Below are 17,918 nucleotides of genomic sequence, written 5' to 3' on the forward strand. Positions count from 1 at the left end.
AATGAAACGCTTACTTTTCTTTGTTTTGCTCCTGCTTGGCCAGGTAGGGCTGCTGGCTCAACAATCCGAACTCTTTCAGCTTCAGGCACAAAGGCAGGAATTTTACTTCAGTCTTCCAGCCCCAGAAGCAAAAACGCTCGCCGAACTGTCGAAGCTGATCTCGATTGATGAAATTTTACCCGGCAAGGTGATTGGCTATACCAACCCTGAGCAATATGCAAAGCTGCTCGGGCTGGGCTTCGAACCGGAATTGCTTTTGCCACCCGGCTTGCAGATCGCCCCTGAGGAATTGCGCATGCTGGATGTGGATGAGCTGGCGCAAAAGAGCAACTGGGATTTTTACCCCACCTACCCCGCATATGTGAGCATGATGCAGGAATTCCAGACCATCTATCCCAACCTGTGTACCATCCACAATATCGGCACGCTGAACAGCGGCCGGCAACTGCTTGTGGCCAGGATCAACAACGGCAATCCCATCGGCAAACCCCAGTTCCTTTACACATCGACCATGCACGGGGACGAAACCACTGGTTACGTGCTCATGCTCAGGCTGATTCATTACCTGCTATCGAACTATGGCATCAATCCCCGGGTGACAAGCCTGGTGGATCAAATGGACATCTGGATCAATCCCCTGGCCAACCCCGATGGCACATACTGGGGCGGCAACAACACCGTTTTCGGTTCGAGGAGGGGCAATGCCAATAATGTGGATTTGAACCGGAACTACCCTGATCCGCTCGATGGCCCCCATCCGGACGGCAATCCCTGGCAGGCTGAGACTCAGGCCTTCATGAACTTTGCCGACCAGCACAACTTCGTTATGGCAGCAAATTTTCATGGCGGCATCGAAGTAATCAATTATCCCTGGGATACCTGGCAGCGCCGCCATGCCGACGACAACTGGTGGATCTACGTGAGCAGGGAATATGCCGACACCGCTCATGTAAACAGCCCGGCCGGATATATGACGGCATTTAATAACGGTATCACCAATGGGTACGACTGGTACCGTGTTTCGGGAGGAAGGCAGGATTATATGAACTACTTTCAGAATTGCCGGGAACTGACCGCCGAAATATCCAATACCAAAACCCTTCCAGCCGCCCAACTGCCCGCACACTGGAACTACAACTACCGCTCGTTGCTCAACTACATGAACCAGGCCTTGTATGGTATCCACGGTACGGTTACAGACTCGCTCACCGGTCAGGCTGTTGCTGCCAAAGTGGAGGTTATTGGCCATGAACTCGACAACTCACATGTTTTCAGCGCTTTACCTGCAGGAAACTACCATCGGCCTATCAAAGCAGGCACCTATAACCTGAAGTTTACTGCTACAGGATACCACCCCAGGATCATCAACAATGTGAGTGTTGCCGACAAACAAAAGGTTGTTGTGGATGTGCAGCTTGTGCCCGGCGTCATCATTGCCGACTTCACCGCCAGTGCATACAGTATTCCCAAAGGCGGCTCGGTCAATTTTACGGATGCCTCCTACGGCCAGAACATTGTGTCGTGGGAATGGCAGTTTCCGGGCGCCAATCCCTCTTCGTCCACCCTGCAAAACCCCACTAATATCGTATATCCAAATGCCGGTTCGTTCGATGTGCAGCTCACCGTGACCAATGCCAACGGCGACTCCCACACCGTGCTCAAGCCCAATCTGATCAACGTCACCTCGCAGTATATCATGGGCAACGGACAATATTACACCTGCGAAGGAACCTTTTACGACCCGGGCGGACCAAACGGAAATTATGGAAACAACCAGGAGTTTATCGCAACTTTCTTCCCTGACACTAATGAAGCCCTGATGCGGGTACAATTTACCGATTTCGATCTTGAAGCAAGTGCTACCTGCGCCTACGACTGGCTCAAAATATACAACGGCGCCAGCACCATGGCGCCATTGCTTGGCACCTGGTGCGGCACCAACTCGCCCGGTACGATCACCGCCAGCAATCCCCAGAAAGCACTCACCTTCCATTTCAAATCCGATGGCTCGGTAGTGCGTTCAGGCTGGGCAGCCAACCTGAGCTGTTTCTCAACCGTTGACCTGAAAGAAAAACAAAATGCCCGCGTGACCATCAGCCCGAATCCTGTGCAAGATGGCAGGATCAATATCGAATCGGATACACCTCTGCTCAGCGTAACCATTAAAGACTACAACGGAAGGATGCTTCGCCAGATATCAGCAAATGCCGACTTGCAATTACAGCTTGAAACAAACAACCTTAAATCAGGCATTTACCTCCTGGAAGCACAGACCATCAAGGGCAAAATCATTCAGAAAATGGTAATTCAATAGCCTTGCTATTCACAGAAAAAGAAGCTGTGCCCTGAAAAGCACAGCTTTTTTTTGCAAAAAACCCAGCATGTACTACCATGCAGAGATCACTCCGCCATTGTCGAGCTTTGCACTCATCTAACCTGCATTTACCGCCAAAAACCACCAATCTGAAGATGTTACCATAATCAATTGAACATTTAATCCTACACACCATATCAAATCATTGCCCCACAAAGTGTTTGATCATCGCGCAATTGTTTGACCTGCCTGAGTGAAAATACCTATTGATACGGATGAACATTACCTAATGATAAGGATGAATAAAAATCCATGCAGGAATACCTTTGTCCTATCATTTACAGAATAACTTATTTCGAATCAATAATTACAATCTGATGTATGTTTCATATCATTCATCTAATTGATCAAGTGAGATTTACCCTAATAAAATAAGCATAATTACTTTTAAGTGTTTTCAATGTTCAGGTAATTACGACAAAGATCTGACAATCAACCAACATCATGAATTAAAAACAAATTGAAAAAAGGAGGTAAACATGAAAACTCAGAATGCAAAATCCCTGATGATCTTTTTCCTTGCATTTGGTTTACTGCTGACCGCTTGCAAAAAAGATGAAACAGACCCGACACAGCTGAGTGTGGGTCAGATGACAGCAAAAATTGATGGTAAAAAATGGAATGCATCGTCTGGTATGATGGGCACGACGCTTGCAACTTATGCAGCATCCATTCTAACTATTTCGGGAACAGAAATTTCTGGCACAAAAACAACTACAATCCAGCTTATTGTTAGCAATGTGACCGGTACGGGTGATTACACACTTGGTTCAGAGCTTTCCGGACAAGGTTTGCTTTCTATTGCAGATGCAACAAATCTGGCAGACCAGAAAGCCTATGGCACCACAGGCGAAGGAGAATTTACAGGCACATTAAAGATTACCAAGTTTGATCTGGAAAATAAAGAAATTGCCGGCACCTTCTCTTTCACTGCGCTGGAAGGCGAACAGAAAGCTTCGGGAGAGAAGAAAGTGGTAACCGACGGTGCATTCAATTTAAAAATGCAGAATTGATGCCCGTTTAATCACAAAGGGTGCTGTCGGCTTCGCCCTGCACATAACCTGGCGAGGCAACAAAAAAACAGGACTCCGGCCCAAAACCGGAATCCTGTTTTTTAATTGTATTAATGTGATTCGTTGATCTGGCTAATTCCAGTCGATAAAGTAGGTTCTGCTCATCACAACCCGACTTACAACATAGAAAACTGCTGCGGTCACGATAAGCCCTTTCATCAACCGGAAGCTGCGCTGGTCATCCTCTTCGAAGAGCAAATCATCCATGTAGAGCGACCTGGAATAGAAGATGATGAGCATCACTCCCAGCACTATCCATCCATAGCGTTCATGGAACATTGGCTTTGGATAGAAATAAAGGTACAACAGCAACGAGCCCAGAATGTAGGGCACAAAAACCTGAGCGGTGATGAAAAACGGGGCCATTTTCTCGTTGTACTTTTCGAAATAGGCATTGGCCGAAATTGCTACCCAATAGCCCGACATCAGGGCAATGACCAGCAAGCCGAAAAAGCCCGTGAGCGAGATGAGCATGCGCGGCGTATCGAGCAGATACATCCAGTTGAACACATGTCCAATGCCTTGCGTCATGAGGTTGCCCAACAACAAGCCACCGAACACAAAATTTCCTGCATGCATCACAAACCAGAAAAAGAACACCTTTACTGGCAGGGCGTCGGGCAGGATGTAGTAAAAGCCGAGAAGCATTAGCAGACCAAAGATGAGCGTAAGCACATATCCTGAGGAAAAGATCAGGAACACGGCATCGTGTATCCACTGGTAGGGCTCGATGTGCCAGGCTACGGTGGCATAATCCACGGAAACCGGATATCCGTACATGCCCGAGGTGAGCACGTAGGAAAGCTGATTGAGGTAGAAAATAATAAGATACGACAGCACAAAAGATGCCAGCGAGTTGGTCGCAATTATCCAGAAGTTGCGTCTTGTTAGTTGCTCCATGCTGGCTTTTTACAATGGCATCTTCAGGTGCTTCAATCAATCAGTTCTCAGAACGCGGCCATTTCGGTGGAGTAAGCTTTGTTGTCAAGCTTCTCCTTAACCTCCTTAAAGGCATTTATGGTGTAGGCCACATCATCGAGCGTATGCACGGCGGTTGGAATAAGCCGGAGCAGGATGACGCCTTTGGGCACTACGGGATAGGAAACGATGGAGCAGAAGATGTTGTAGTTCTCGCGCAGGTCGTGTGTGATCTGGGTAGCCTCGCCCACACCACCGTTCAAAAACACCGGAGTTACAGGCGATTGCGTATTGCCAATGTCGAGGCCGGCTTCCTTGAGGCCCGACTGCAGGGCGTTGACGATGGTCCAAAGTTTTTCGCGTAGTTCGGGCATGGTGCGGATCATGTCGAGGCGTTTGAGCGCGCCCAGTACCATCGGCATGGGCAGCGATTTCGCGAAAATCTGCGATCGCATGTTGTACATCAGGTATTTGATCACCTTTTTGTCGCCTGCGATAAATCCGCCAATACCTGCCATCGACTTGGCAAAAGTGCCAAAGTAGAGGTCCACCCCGTGTTGCACACCCAGATGCTCATCCGTACCAGCTCCGGTAGGCCCCATGGTTCCGAAGCCGTGGGCATCGTCAACCAGAAGACGGAAGTTGTACTTCTCTTTCAGGGCCACTATCTCTTTGAGCTTGCCCAGATCGCCCGACATACCGTACACCCCTTCGGTGATGACAAGGATGCCGCCTCCGGTTTCGGAAGTCAGCTTGGTTGCCCTTTTTAACTGTGTTTCAAGGCTTTCGATATTGTTGTGCGGATAAACGAAACGCTTGCCAAAGTGGAGGCGCATGCCGTCGATGATGCAGGCATGGGCTTCGGAATCGTAAACGATCACATCGCGACGGTCAACCATGGAATTGATCACCGACACCATGCCCTGGTAGCCGTAGTTGAGCAGATAAGAAGCTTCGCGGCCCACAAAAGCAGCCAGTTCGCGCTCCAGCTGTTCGTGATATACCGACTGCCCCGACATCATGCGGGCACCCATGGGATAAGCCAGACCAAATCGTGCAGTGGCCTCAGCATCAGCTTTGCGCACTTCTGGATGGTTTGCCAGACCAAGGTAGTTGTTCAAGCTCCAGATCAGGCGTTCTTTTCCCATGAAAATCATTCGGTTACCAATCTCTCCTTCGAGCTTGGGAAACATATAATAGCCTTCGGAGCGGTCGGCATACTGGCCCAACGGCCCCATGTTGACTGTGCATTTGTCGAAAACGTCGTTCATATTACAGAATTTTAAAGAAATAGAGCGGTTGAAATTTTCGCGCAAAGGTAGAAATTTCGTCAAAGTCAGTAAGCGCTGTACCTGCATGAAAATAGCACAGCTTTATTGCCGCACCCGCACAAAACAAGTGTTGATTTGCACCGTTTTAGTGCCACACAAAAAATTGTAATTTTGCAGCATGAAAAAAGTTCTGATCCTCGCTCTCGTTTCTGTAACAGTGGCCCTGGGCGCCTGCAGCAAATACCAGAAACTGCTCAAAAGCACGGACAACGACCTGAAATACGAAACAGCCATGGACCTGTTCGAAAAGAAGGACTACAACCGCGCCCTCGAGCTCTTCGATCTTTTGCAGGCGGTTTACCGTGGCACGGCACGAGGCGAAGAAATCAGCTTTCACATGGCCTATTGCTACTACCATCTGAAAGATTACACCCTGGCTTCTTACTATTTCAAGCGTCATGCCCAGACTTACCCCAATACCCCGAGGGCTGAGGAAGCTTTGTTTATGAATGCCTACTGCTACTATCTCGACTCGCCCCGACCCAGCCTCGATCAGGCCAATACACATCTGGCCATCAAAGAGTTGCAAGAGTTTATCAACACCTATCCGCGCAGCGAGAGGGTGGCCAAAAGCAACGAGCTGATCGACAACCTGCGGGATAAGCTGGAACAAAAAGATTTTAATATCGCGATGCTCTACTTCCGCATACGCGACTACCAGGCTGCAATCACCAGTTTTCAGAACATGCTCAGGCGTTATCCGGATACCAAAAGGGCAGAAGAAATTTATGCCACCATGGTACAGGCATATTTTGAATATGCCGAGCGGAGCATCCCCTCGCGCCAGCAGGAACGCTATGCCGCCTCGGTGGAAGCCTACAACAACCTGCGCATCCAAAACCCCGAAAGCCCGAGACTCAAGACACTGGAACCGGTGTACAACAGGGCACGAAACAGAATTGTAAACTAATTAGTTACACATCAATATCACCTATGGACTTCAAAAAAATCAAGACAGAAACAACCGCAGTAACCCGGCAAAAGGAGCTTTTCAACAAGCATACCGGCAACATCTACGAAACCGTGGTTATCCTGTCGAAGAGAGCCAACCAGATTTCGGCCGAGATGAAGGAAGAGCTGAACCGCAAGATTGCCGAATTCAGCTCTGCCTCCGATAACCTGGAAGAAGTGTTCGAAAACCGTGAGCAGATCGAGCTGGCCAAGTTTTATGAGCGCCTGCCCAAGCCCACGCTCATTGCCATTCACGAGTTTTTGAACGACCAGATCTACTTCCGTAACCCGCACCGCGAAAACAACGAATACTGACCTGCCTGCGGGGCAAAAGCGCAATCCCATGCTCGAAGGCAAAAAAATCCTTGTCGGCGTCACAGGCGGCATTGCTGCTTACAAGATACCCTTGCTGGTCAGGCTGTTGCGCAAAGCAGGCGCTGAAGTCAAGGTGATCATGACCCCATCAGCAAGAGATTTTGTCACCCCGCTTACCCTCTCCACACTCACAGGTCACCCGGTCTATTCCGATTTTTTCGACAGAAACGACGGCACTTGGCATAGCCATGTGGATCTGGGACTTTGGGCCGACCTTTTTGTGATAGCCCCGGTTACGGCCAGCACCCTCGGCAAAATGCACCATGGCATAGCCGACAATCTCCTGCTCACCACTTACCTCTCGGCCAGATGCCCGGTCATGCTTGCCCCTGCCATGGACCTCGACATGTACAGGCATCCTTCCACCCAAAACAACCTGAAGGCACTGGAAGGTTTCGGCCACATCATCATCGAACCAGGCACCGGTGAACTGGCCAGCGGCTTGTGCGGCGAAGGACGCATGGAAGAGCCGGAAAACATCTTCAAAAGAATCAAAGATTTCTTTGCCACAGAAAACTTATTTGCAGGCAGGCATGTGCTCATCACCGCCGGACCAACCTACGAACCTATTGATCCGGTGCGTTTTGTCGGTAACCACAGCACAGGTCGCATGGGCATCGAACTGGCAAAAACATTTTCCCGAAGCGGAGCCAAAGTTACCCTTGTGCTTGGCCCCACATCGCTCAGCGTAAAACACCCTGATATTGAAGTCTTTCCCGTGCAAACTGCAAGCGAAATGTACGATGCCTGCATGGCACTGGCCGACACAGCCGATATCATTATAATGAGCGCCGCGGTGGCCGACTATCGTCCTGCCCATCCCGAAACACACAAGATCAAGAAAAGCGATGAGCGCATGCAGCTTGAGCTTGTACGCAATCCTGATATCCTTCAGGCTCTGGGTAAAAGGAAAAAAACCGGACAACTTCTGGTGGGATTTGCACTCGAAACCAGGGATGGCGAGGCGCACGCCCGTGCCAAACTCAAAAACAAACATGCCGACATGATTGTGCTGAACTCCCTGGCCGACGAGGGCGCAGGATTCGGTCACACAACCAATAAGGTCAGTTTTATCACGCCGGAACAAACCACACATCTTCCGCTGATGCAAAAATCGGAAGTGGCTGCCCACATTGCTGCCAAAATCAACCAATTGCTCGGGTAGCAGCAATAAACCGGCAAAGGCGTTGTTATTAACCAAAATGCCTGTAAGCGAATGAAAAAAACGTTTCTGAGTCTTTTCCTCCTGTTAATACTTCTAAAAACCAGCAACGCACAAGAGTTTCAGTGCGACATCTCGGTGCAGGCACCCACCATTGAGGGCACCGACCGCCGGGTGTTTGAAGCCCTGCAAAGCTCATTGTACGAGTTTATGAACAACAGGAAATGGACCAATGTAAACATCAAAAACCTCGAACGCATCGAGTGTACAATGATGATTACGCTGCGCGAAAGGGTGTCGTCCGACGAATACAAAGGCAACATCACCGTTATCCTGCGCCGGCCGGTGTATAAGACTTCCTATAATACGGTGCTGCTCAATTTTATTGACGAAAACTTCCAGTTCCGTTACCTGGAATCGCAGCCCCTCGATTTCAACGAGAACAGCTTCCTTTCGAACCTGACCTCGGTGCTGGGATTTTATGCTTACGTGATGCTCGGCCTCGACTTCGACAGTTTTTCACCCAACGGTGGCGACCCCTTCTATCAGGCAGCCGAGAACATCGTGAACAACGCACAGAATGCCAACGAACGCGGATGGAAGGCCTTTGACGGCAACCGCAACCGTTATTGGATTATTGAAAACCTTCGCAATCCCTCGTATCGCATGCTCAGGCAGTTCATCTATGAGTATCACCGGCTCGGACTTGATGTGATGGCCGACAATGCCGACGAAGGCAGGGCAGCAATAGCGGAGAGCCTCAAATACCTCGAACAGGCCTACCGCACCCGATCGAACCTGTTGTTGCTTCAACTGATTCTGGATGCCAAGCGCGACGAAATCATCAATGTTTTTTCCAAAGGCAGCCCGCAGGAGAAAACACGTGTGGTAAACATCATGCGCGAAATAGACCCCTCCAACGCTTCGAAATACGAGAAGATTTTGCAATCCTGAGCCACTTGGGACAGCCGGAGGAATGTGTTACCTTTGCCATGCATCATGGTGAAGCATGCTGAAAAAACTTCGCATCAGCAATTACGCACTTATCGAACACCTCGAGATTGACCTGGAGACAGGTTTTTCGGTAATTACCGGTGAAACGGGGGCCGGAAAATCCATCCTGCTGGGTGCGCTTGGGCTGGTTTTGGGCGACAGGGCCGAATCGGGCGTGCTCTTCGACCCGCAAAACAAATGCATTGTCGAGGCACAATTCGACCTGGACGGGCTGGCACTTGAGCCATTCTTCGCACAAAACGAACTCGACTACGAACGCGAGTGCATTATCCGGCGCGAGATCAGTCCCGGAGGCAAATCAAGGGCGTTCATCAACGACAGTCCGGTCAACCTGAGCCAGATGAAAGAGCTGGGACAACGTTTGGTGGACATCCACTCTCAACATGATTCGCTGCTCATCAGTAATGCAGCCCACCAGCTTGCCATCATCGACGATTTTGCCCAAACGCATAGCCAGCTTGAGGCTTACCGGAAAACATACAACAACTACAAGGCACAGCAACAGCAACTGAGCGCGCTGAAGCAAACGGTTGAAGAAAACCGCCAGCGCCTCGACCTGATCAGCTACCAGCTGAATGAACTCGACAAATCCAAACTCAGCGAGGGAGAGCTGGATCTCATTGAGCAACAGCTCCAAACCCTCACCCACAGCGAAGAAATCAAAACCGCCCTCTGGACGGCCGCACACAACCTCAACCAGGCCGAGATCAACGCGCTGGGCATGGTAAAGGATGCCCGCGCCGGGCTGGCAAAAATTTCCTCCTACCTGCCTGAAGCCGCTGAACTGGCCGAACGCCTGAACAATGTGCAAATCGAGCTGGGCGACATTGCCCGCGAGGCAGACCGCCTGGCCGACAAAGTGAGTTTCGATGCCGGGGAACTTGAAAAGCTCAACAAGCGCTATTTCGACCTCAGATCGCTGATATCCAAATACAAAGCCACCTCCATTGAGGAACTCATTGAATTGCGCGAAAAACTCAGGGCACAGCTCAACACCATCGAAAACAGCGATCTTGAGATAAATGCCCTGCAAAAACTGCTTCGCGAAACCGAAAACCATCTGCACAAGCTGGCTGCGGAGCTTCGCCAGAAGCGCCTGGCCGAAGTGCCCAATCTGGAGCGGTCAATCACGCAAACTTTGGCCAGCCTGGGCATGCCCAACGCGCGCTTTCACATCCGGCTCAACCTGCTCGAAAGCCCTGGCCCCACAGGCACCGAAGAGGTAAAACTGCTTTTTTCAGCCAACAAGGGCATGCCCCCCAACGACCTCGACAAAATAGCCTCGGGCGGTGAACTTTCGCGGCTCATGCTGGCGCTAAAAAGCACCTTTGCAGCACGCAAAAGCTTCCCAACCATGGTGTTCGACGAGATCGACACCGGAATATCGGGCGACATTGCCGCCAAAGCCGCCCGCATCATGTCGGGCCTGGCCACCAAAACCCAACTTATTGTGATCACCCATCTGCCGCAGATTGCTGCCCGGGCAAACCAGCATTATTTTGTGTTTAAGCGTGAAGACAAGCAACGCACTAAAACAATGATTATCAGGCTCAACGAGAAACAACGCGTAGAAGAAATTGCCTCCATGCTGAGCAACGACCGCGTTACCGAAGCAGCCCGTCAGGCCGCCCGCGAACTGATGAAAGGGTTTTAGTGCGTGTTCAGACTGTTATTTTTTCACAATCAGTTTTTATAATATTGATTTTCAATTACTTGACAGAATAGCTGAATTTGACGGATTTTGTATCTTTGCCGCCCGGAAGTTCATTCAACCAAAAACAACATTATGGCTTATAACCTACTCAAAGGAAAAAAAGGGATTATTTTCGGCGCGCTCGACCACAAGTCTATTGCATGGAAAGTAGCTGAGCGGGCGTTTGAAGAAGGAGCTGTATTCACCCTGAGCAATACCCCGACCGCCCTGCGTTTTGGTGAGCTTGACGAACTGGCCGCACGCACCGGAGCCACCATCATACCAGCCGATGCCACCTCTGTGGCCGACCTGGAAAACGTATTCAAAACCAGCATGGAAGTGTTGGGTGGTCAGGTTGATTTTCTGTTGCATTCCATCGGCATGTCGCTCAACGTTCGCAAGAAAAGGGTGTACAACGACCTGAATTACGACTACCTGATGAAAACCCTCGACATCTCGGCTGTGTCGTTTCACAAAATGCTTCAGGTGGCCTACCGCATGGATGCCATTCGCCGCGGAGGTTCGGTGGTGGCCTTGTCGTATGTGGCTGCACAGCGCACGCACTACGGATATAACGATATGGCCGATGCCAAAGCTTTGCTCGAATCTATTGCCCGCAGCTTTGGTTACATTTACGGCCGCGAACGTGGTGTGAGGGTGAACACCGTTTCGCAATCGCCCACCATGACAACCGCCGGAAGCGGCGTAAAAGGCATCAATGCCCTGATGGACTTCACCGATCGCATGTCGCCGCTTGGCAATGCCGATGCGCTGGAGTGTGCCGATTATTGCATCACCCTCTTCTCCGACCTCACCAGGAAGGTAACCATGCAAAATCTGTACAACGATGGCGGTTTCTCGAGCATGGGGATGAGCCTTAAAGCCATGCAGATGTACAACAAAAGCCTGGAATGCGACTGCGACAAACCAGGCAGCATTATCGAAGACTAAACCGGTTTTTCAGTTCAATCTCGGGTGCAAACGCGCACCTCTCCCGTAGATTCATACCAAACGATTACCTACCTTTGTGTCTTGTGAAAAATTCAGGAAACACTGGTAGGTATTTGCTTTTATTAGCAGCCGGTCTCACGGCCCTGATCACAATAAGCCTGCTCGAACCATTGCGCACGTTTGAGGTTGCAGCAGCAAGCCAATCTTCTGTTGTTCAGGACCTTGGGGACAAATGGAACCAGGCGATGATGCATTTGCCAGCCAAAGCCTATTTCTGGATGTTGCTGGTGTATTTTGCGGGCGGCCTGGCCGGAGGCTTGCCACTGTTGTTTAAACACATTACTTTCAGGGAAATACATTACCTGGCAGTTGCACTGGCAGCCCTCACGCTGGTTCACCTCAGCTACACCCCCAACCCCTGGTGGTTTTGGCTGAGCGCACCGGTTGCCACTGCAGCTCCGCTTTATCTGCCAAAATATTTATTTCGGAAACAACAAAATTGATCCGCATACCATGAGAAAAATCTTAGCACTTACATTCATGATGGTCATTGCAAACTATGCAGGCATGGCGCAATCTAACTTTATTTCGCAAGCACAGACAGATGCGCTGTTCGGGAAGCTCAAAAATGAAAGCCACCCCTCTCAGCACGAGCGCATTGCACGGGGTGTGAAACAGGTTGCCGCTTTCTGGCGTCAGGAGGACGGAAACCCGGAGGAATTTGCTGCCTTTTGCAGCGAGTACAACGCCACCGACGAGGCGATGCGCGAAGCCATGTTCCATCGCTTTCAGGACAACTTCGAACTGCTATGGGGCAGCTTCAACAAAATAAGCGTGGGGCTCAAATACCCTTTGCATGTTGATAAGGGAGAGATCATGCCGGTAGACCGCATCTTCGGCGGTTATGACGCAGGCGCGCACCTGACGGACGATTTTTTTGCCAATAAGCTGGCCTTCGTGGTCATGCTGAATTTTCCATTTTACACACTGAACGAAAAAGAGACCCTGGGAGCGTATTGGTCGCGGCTCGAATGGGCTTATGCCCGCATGGGCGATGTGTTTAAATCGCGCATTCCGGCTGCGGCGCTCCAGGAATATGCACAAACCATGAGCAATGCGGACGCCTACATTTCGGACTACAATATTTATATGGGCAACCTGCGCGACAACCGCGGCCGCAAACCATTCCCAAAAGACCTCAAACTGATCTCGCACTGGGGCCTGCGCGACGAAATAAAAGCCAACTATGCCAGCAGGGATGGTTTTGGCAAGCAAGCGCTAATCTACGAAGTAATGCAACGCATTATCCGCCAGGAAATTCCCTCACAGGTAATCAATAATCCGGATTTCGAATGGGCGCCTTTCCGCAATGAGCTGTTCAGAGGAAATCAGAAAGTTGAAGTCACGCCCGAACAGGATGTGCGTTATGCCCATTTGCTGAATCTTTTCAAAGTAACCCAAAAGATTGACAATTTTTCGCCATTGTTCCCCAACTATATCACACGGAAATTTGAGGATGAGATGGAAATACCTGTGGAACAGGTAGAAGCAATTTTTACTGACCTTGTTTCGCATCCGGTGCTGAAAGACGTAGCCCTCATCATTGAGAAGCGCCTCGGGCGTAAGCTCCAGCCCTGGGACATTTGGTATGATGGTTTCAAAACTCGTTCGACCCTGGATGTGGCCAAACTTGACCAGATGCTCAAACAACGGTATCCCGACAAAACAGCCTTCGAAAACGACCTGCCCAACATTCTGATAAAGTTAGGTTTCAATACCGACTCGGCACATTCCATCGCAGCGAAAATTGCTGTGGATCCTTCGCGCGGAGCCGGACATGCCTGGGGTGCAGCCATGCGGGGCGACAAAGCCCGCCTGCGTACCCGTATAGGTCGCGATGGCATGGATTACAAAGGTTACAACATCGCCATTCACGAATTCGGCCATAACGTAGAGCAAACCATCAGCCTGTACAACGTGGATTATTACATCCTCAACGGCGTGCCCAATACCGCATTCACCGAAGCACTGGCATTTACTTTCCAGGCCCGCGATCTGGAACTGCTGGGCATGGACAACCACAACGAAATGACAGACCATCTGAATGCGCTCGACAACATCTGGGGCATGTACGAAATCATGGGAGTTTCGCTGGTTGACATCAATGTTTGGCGCTGGATGTATGACCATCCCGATGCAACGCCTCAGGAACTGAAAAAAGCTGTCATCCGGATTGCCACCGAGGTATGGAACAAGTATTATGCACCCGTGTTTGGGATAGCAGATGCACCCATCCTGGCCATCTACTCGCACATGATTGATTATCCGCTCTACCTGCCGGCCTATCCGATGGGGCAAATCATTGAGTTTCAGTTTGGCGAACACCTGAAAGGCAAAGACTTTGCCAGTGAAGTGTACAAGGCTTTCACCCAGGGCAGGCTCACCCCCCAGCACTGGATGCGCGGAGCAGTGGGGAGCGAAATCTCGACCGAACCCATTGTGAATGCCGCAAAAGCAGCTGTGGAAGCCCTGTCAAGATAAACAGGCATGAAAAAGCGGACAATGCTGTTGATAAGCGGAATAGTTGCTGGTGTTGTCATCTTGCTTGTGCTGTTGCGTCAGGCCGGAAACTGGCTGATCGACACCGACCAGCCTGCTCCGGCCGACCTTATGGTGGTGATGATGGGACCGGTGCCCGACAGGGCTTTGCAGGCAGTAGATTTGTTCAAAAGTGGTGTTGCCCATGCAATTGTTTTTACCGACGAATATCAGCCCGGCGCTGAGCAGCTGAAGCCTTTCGGCATTGAGCTCGAAACCACTGCTCAGGTGTTTCGCAAAGCCCTCGTCAAACTCGGGGTGCCGGATACGGCAATCCAGATCCTGCCTTATATCTCCTCCAGCACGGTGGATGAAGCCATCAACCTTGGGAAATTTCTCCAAGACAATCCAAAATCCGGACGGGTCATTGTGGTGAGCTCTTCGTACCATACAAGGCGCACAAAAATGATTTTCAAAAAGCTCACAAAGCTGCTCGATCATCAGACCACCTTTATCATCAGCCCCAATCCATACACCGAATTCAACAGCCGGCAGTGGTGGACCGACAGGATGAGCACCAAGCTGTTGGTGCTTGAATATATCAAGATGATGAACTTTGTGCTGAATGAACAGTTTCAGATGCGAAAACAGCTGAGTGCTGCTGAAACCGGCCGGTAGAATCGGGCAGCTGGAGATCGCAACTGCGCTGAAGTTCAGTTTCCGATTTTACGTTCGTCCAGGGCAAATTGATTCAATACCTTCTCAACTTGCTGCCATTGCACGTCGTTGAATAATTCATCCACGCAATAGATCCGTGCATAACCCGATTGCAGGGGCAGAAAGTTGCTGAGCAGGTTGTACCCTCCCGAACGGAATATAAGATCCAGCGGCCTGTTTACCGTCAGGTTTGCCGGATGAAAAACGCCCTGTGGATCGCGTGCTATCGCCTGGTTGATCTCGAAAACGGGATGGTAAAACAGGCATATGTTCAGCCGGGGAAGCCCTTCAGCCTGACCGTCTTCAAAAGCATTGAGCACTTGCTTATTCATGTATTTTCCGATCAAATCGGTCTGGCCGACCAAACGACAATCCGCTATGCCTGTCCTGATAAACTGATTGATAATCAGCCTCAGGGCATCGTGGGCCGAGGCTAGCAGTTCATCAACCTCGGCGGCACTTCGCTTCAGGTTTTCGAAACTAGCTGCATACACACTCACCTCCTTGACTCCAAGGTCAAAAAGCTTATGCGCAAAACCGGCAAGTTTCGACGAGGTGAGGCGGTAAGCTTCACCAATGCTGCATGTGTGCAATTTTGCCCAACGCCTTCCGCCATCAGGTATCAGGCCGACATGCTGCGGAAAACCGGTTGCTGATGGATAAAGCACAGCCTTTTGGATTTGGATAAAAAAGGAAACCGGAAAGAATCCGGTTTCCTTAAGATGATGTCTTTGTTAATTTCCTCCCCTTTGATAGATCTTGCTGTTGTCGCGATAGCCCGTCTTGGGCATGTACCAGTCCATGTAACTGAAACCGGAACTTTGCACCCATTGCCCGAAAACCAGGTGGGCATCAATGATAGGTTCGCGTTCCTGCGGGTAATCGAACCGGACCGGAGTATGCATGCCCCAGGGCAGGTTGGTTTTCGACTTGTAGTATTTTCCGGTGGAAAGATTGGTATCGTCATCAGCTGTGCCAAACAGCGATGGATCAGCTTTGTCGGTGGGCGCATATCCGGGCAGATGTACTTCGCGTCCGCGGTTTTTGTTTACGATGATGAAAGGATTGTATGGAGGCAGCGATAGTGCTGTAAGCGTCTGTGGTTGAGTGAGTTTAATTGTGACAGTAATGCTCTTTGGCTCCACGTAGGGCATGCCTGGCCGGGTATTGATAAATCCTGAAGTGATCTGTGGAGCAAACAGATTATACACATTGTCGAATGGAATAATCACCGCTTTCGATTGGCTGGCCTCTGTACCGTTTGGCGACAGGGTAACAAAATTCTCCCGATGGTTCATTCCGGTTACAGATTGCACAAGCGACGGAGGAATGTTGAGCTGGAAACCAAATCCGTTTTTGAAACCTGCACCAACCGCATCCACCGTGAAGGTTGCCCTGATTTCGGCAACAAGGTTCTGAGCGTTGGTTATTTGGTTGATGTTGTAAGACAACACCATGTCGTTGAAGTCGTAGTCGCCTTTTTCGGGCCAGAGGTCTTCGAACGAAAGCCCGCCCTGTTGGTTGCGTCCGGGGAAATAATTGTTGAACGCGAGGTTCGGATCGTTCGGGTAGTCGTCGATGGCATCCACCACACCATCCCCATCGCTGTCGATCAGGTTGGGATCCACAAGGGGCATGCTGGTATAGTCGATGGCTGTGATAGGATTTGAGGTAACGTAGAAAATTGCATCGTTGAAATCGTTGTCGCAGCCTGAGCTCATGCGGTTAATATCCTCAAAACTAATAAGAAACCTCTGACGCTCAGCATCGTAGAGCAGTACGTTGTGCTGACGTTTGGATGGATCGCTTTCAGGATTGAAATTCGGATTGGAGTAATAATGAGGTTTGTTGCTGTTGAAGGTAAGGTTCTGAAAACCATCGGCAATAAGCACCCAACCTATTCCTGTTCCAGCAGGAAACGTGCCGAGCTTAACTTTATCACCTGAACGAAGACCACCGCCACTGTTAAGGTATGAAAAGTTTGGAAAAGCCAGATAGATTGTTTGAATCTGATTTACAGAGGTGGGTGGATTATTAAGATCGTAGGTGTAAAATCCTATTGTGTTGCGATAGCCGGCACCTTCGTGCACAAAGGTGATCCAGACATCCGCATCTTCCAGGATGCGCAGGTCGGTTTGGTTTCCTTCGGCGAGGTAGTGCGGATTATATTGGGGTACAGGCCTGCGTTCGGGCAAGGCGGCATTGACGTCGTCGAGAAAATCGGATGTGATCACATCGCGAGGCAAAATCAGACAGGAAGGTACACCCTGGCTGTTGTAAGAGCACAAAGGCTGGTAAGTTGCGTCCATCTGTCCGATGCCATACGAGCCTTTGAATTGTGGTTCCGGCTGTGGCCCGCCAATGGTCACATCGAGTGTGCCATTCGTAACACGGGCGGTGGTTACAGCCGGCAAACCAATGTAGCGGGTTACCAGATAAAGGGTATCAGCAATGTTTTCCAGAGGATATTGGCTCTGAAAAACACCCTGGGCATTTGAGATGCCCGTCAGCATCAGCGCACCTTCGTCGGTTTCCTCGTTGTACGATCGGTAGATCTCAAGACGTACCCCTTCAATTGGTGTCCCTTGAGGATCTTTCACCGTCACCTTAAGGTTCGACTCGCTGACCATGGTGTAATTAAAGTTTGGCGAAACCACCAGCTCATCCATCGACTTGATGGGTTTATCCTTGGGGTCGTCTCCCTTTTTGCACGAAGCAACAATCAGCAATAATACAATCGAAAGGTAGCTCAGGTATTTCATATGACAGAATTTTCTTTGAAATTATCAATTTATATGCCACAAACTATATATATCTGACA

The 17,918-nt window shown here is 50.1% G+C and carries 15 protein-coding genes; 11 read left to right on the forward strand and 4 right to left on the reverse strand.

Going from position 1 to position 17,918, the window contains the following annotated elements; genetic code table 11:
* The first annotated feature begins 1 nt into the window (after position 1).
* Both IPM52_05815 and IPM52_05820 read left to right on the forward strand, forming a co-directional pair.
* Positions 2–2,314 (forward strand): carboxypeptidase regulatory-like domain-containing protein, encoded by a 2,313-nt coding sequence (locus tag IPM52_05815; GenBank protein ID MBK9291122.1) that lies wholly within the window; start codon positions 2–4, stop codon positions 2,312–2,314.
* 539 nt (positions 2,315–2,853) lie between these two features.
* The gene (locus IPM52_05820; GenBank protein MBK9291123.1) at positions 2,854–3,387 is read left to right on the forward strand and encodes a hypothetical protein; all 534 of its coding nucleotides are present in this window, start codon (positions 2,854–2,856) and stop codon (positions 3,385–3,387) included.
* A 132-nt stretch (positions 3,388–3,519) separates the two neighbouring features.
* Here the strand turns inward: IPM52_05820 and IPM52_05825 are convergent, their stop codons facing one another.
* Together IPM52_05825 and IPM52_05830 are read right to left on the reverse strand one after the other, a co-directional pair.
* Complete coding sequence (locus IPM52_05825) at positions 3,520–4,347, reverse strand: hypothetical protein (GenBank protein MBK9291124.1); 828 nt, start codon at positions 4,345–4,347, stop codon at positions 3,520–3,522.
* Positions 4,348–4,394: 47 nt separating this feature from the next.
* On the reverse strand, positions 4,395–5,603 hold the full coding sequence (locus IPM52_05830; protein ID MBK9291125.1) for an aminotransferase class I/II-fold pyridoxal phosphate-dependent enzyme: 1,209 nt from the start codon (positions 5,601–5,603) through the stop codon (positions 4,395–4,397).
* A 211-nt stretch (positions 5,604–5,814) separates the two neighbouring features.
* On the opposite strand from IPM52_05830, the gene bamD reads away from it, so the two are divergent.
* The 9 genes from bamD (at position 5,815) to IPM52_05875 (ending at position 15,058) form a co-directional block, all read left to right on the forward strand.
* Positions 5,815–6,606, forward strand: a complete 792-nt coding sequence (bamD, locus tag IPM52_05835) for an outer membrane protein assembly factor BamD (protein ID MBK9291126.1) — start codon at positions 5,815–5,817, stop codon at positions 6,604–6,606.
* Between the two features lie 23 nt (positions 6,607–6,629).
* Complete coding sequence (locus IPM52_05840) at positions 6,630–6,962, forward strand: DNA-directed RNA polymerase subunit omega (protein ID MBK9291127.1); 333 nt, start codon at positions 6,630–6,632, stop codon at positions 6,960–6,962.
* 28 nt (positions 6,963–6,990) lie between these two features.
* On the forward strand, positions 6,991–8,187 hold the full coding sequence (gene coaBC, locus IPM52_05845) for a bifunctional phosphopantothenoylcysteine decarboxylase/phosphopantothenate--cysteine ligase CoaBC (GenBank protein ID MBK9291128.1): 1,197 nt from the start codon (positions 6,991–6,993) through the stop codon (positions 8,185–8,187).
* A 51-nt stretch (positions 8,188–8,238) separates the two neighbouring features.
* Positions 8,239–9,138 carry a DUF4835 family protein gene (locus tag IPM52_05850; protein ID MBK9291129.1) on the forward strand — a complete coding sequence of 300 codons (900 nt, stop codon included), beginning with the start codon at positions 8,239–8,241 and terminating at the stop codon, positions 9,136–9,138.
* 55 nt (positions 9,139–9,193) lie between these two features.
* On the forward strand, positions 9,194–10,852 hold the full coding sequence (gene recN, locus IPM52_05855; GenBank protein ID MBK9291130.1) for a DNA repair protein RecN: 1,659 nt from the start codon (positions 9,194–9,196) through the stop codon (positions 10,850–10,852).
* Positions 10,853–10,984: 132 nt separating this feature from the next.
* On the forward strand, positions 10,985–11,842 hold the full coding sequence (locus IPM52_05860; protein MBK9291131.1) for an SDR family oxidoreductase: 858 nt from the start codon (positions 10,985–10,987) through the stop codon (positions 11,840–11,842).
* 113 nt (positions 11,843–11,955) lie between these two features.
* On the forward strand, positions 11,956–12,345 hold the full coding sequence (locus tag IPM52_05865) for a hypothetical protein (protein ID MBK9291132.1): 390 nt from the start codon (positions 11,956–11,958) through the stop codon (positions 12,343–12,345).
* Positions 12,346–12,355: 10 nt separating this feature from the next.
* Entirely contained in the window at positions 12,356–14,383 is a 2,028-nt protein-coding gene (locus IPM52_05870) for a hypothetical protein (GenBank protein MBK9291133.1), read from the forward strand.
* Positions 14,384–14,389: 6 nt separating this feature from the next.
* Complete coding sequence (locus IPM52_05875) at positions 14,390–15,058, forward strand: YdcF family protein (GenBank protein ID MBK9291134.1); 669 nt, start codon at positions 14,390–14,392, stop codon at positions 15,056–15,058.
* A 35-nt stretch (positions 15,059–15,093) separates the two neighbouring features.
* Here IPM52_05875 and IPM52_05880 read toward each other — a convergent pair whose 3' ends face one another.
* Positions 15,094–15,765, reverse strand: coding sequence for an undecaprenyl diphosphate synthase family protein (locus tag IPM52_05880; GenBank protein ID MBK9291135.1), 672 nt, complete (start codon positions 15,763–15,765; stop codon positions 15,094–15,096).
* A 66-nt stretch (positions 15,766–15,831) separates the two neighbouring features.
* Positions 15,832–17,859, reverse strand: a complete 2,028-nt coding sequence (locus IPM52_05885; GenBank protein ID MBK9291136.1) for an LruC domain-containing protein — start codon at positions 17,857–17,859, stop codon at positions 15,832–15,834.
* Positions 17,860–17,918 lie beyond the last annotated feature (59 nt).

It is taken from the genome of Bacteroidota bacterium (assembly GCA_016715945.1).
Classification (GTDB): Bacteria; Bacteroidota; Bacteroidia; order Bacteroidales; family F082; genus JALNZU01.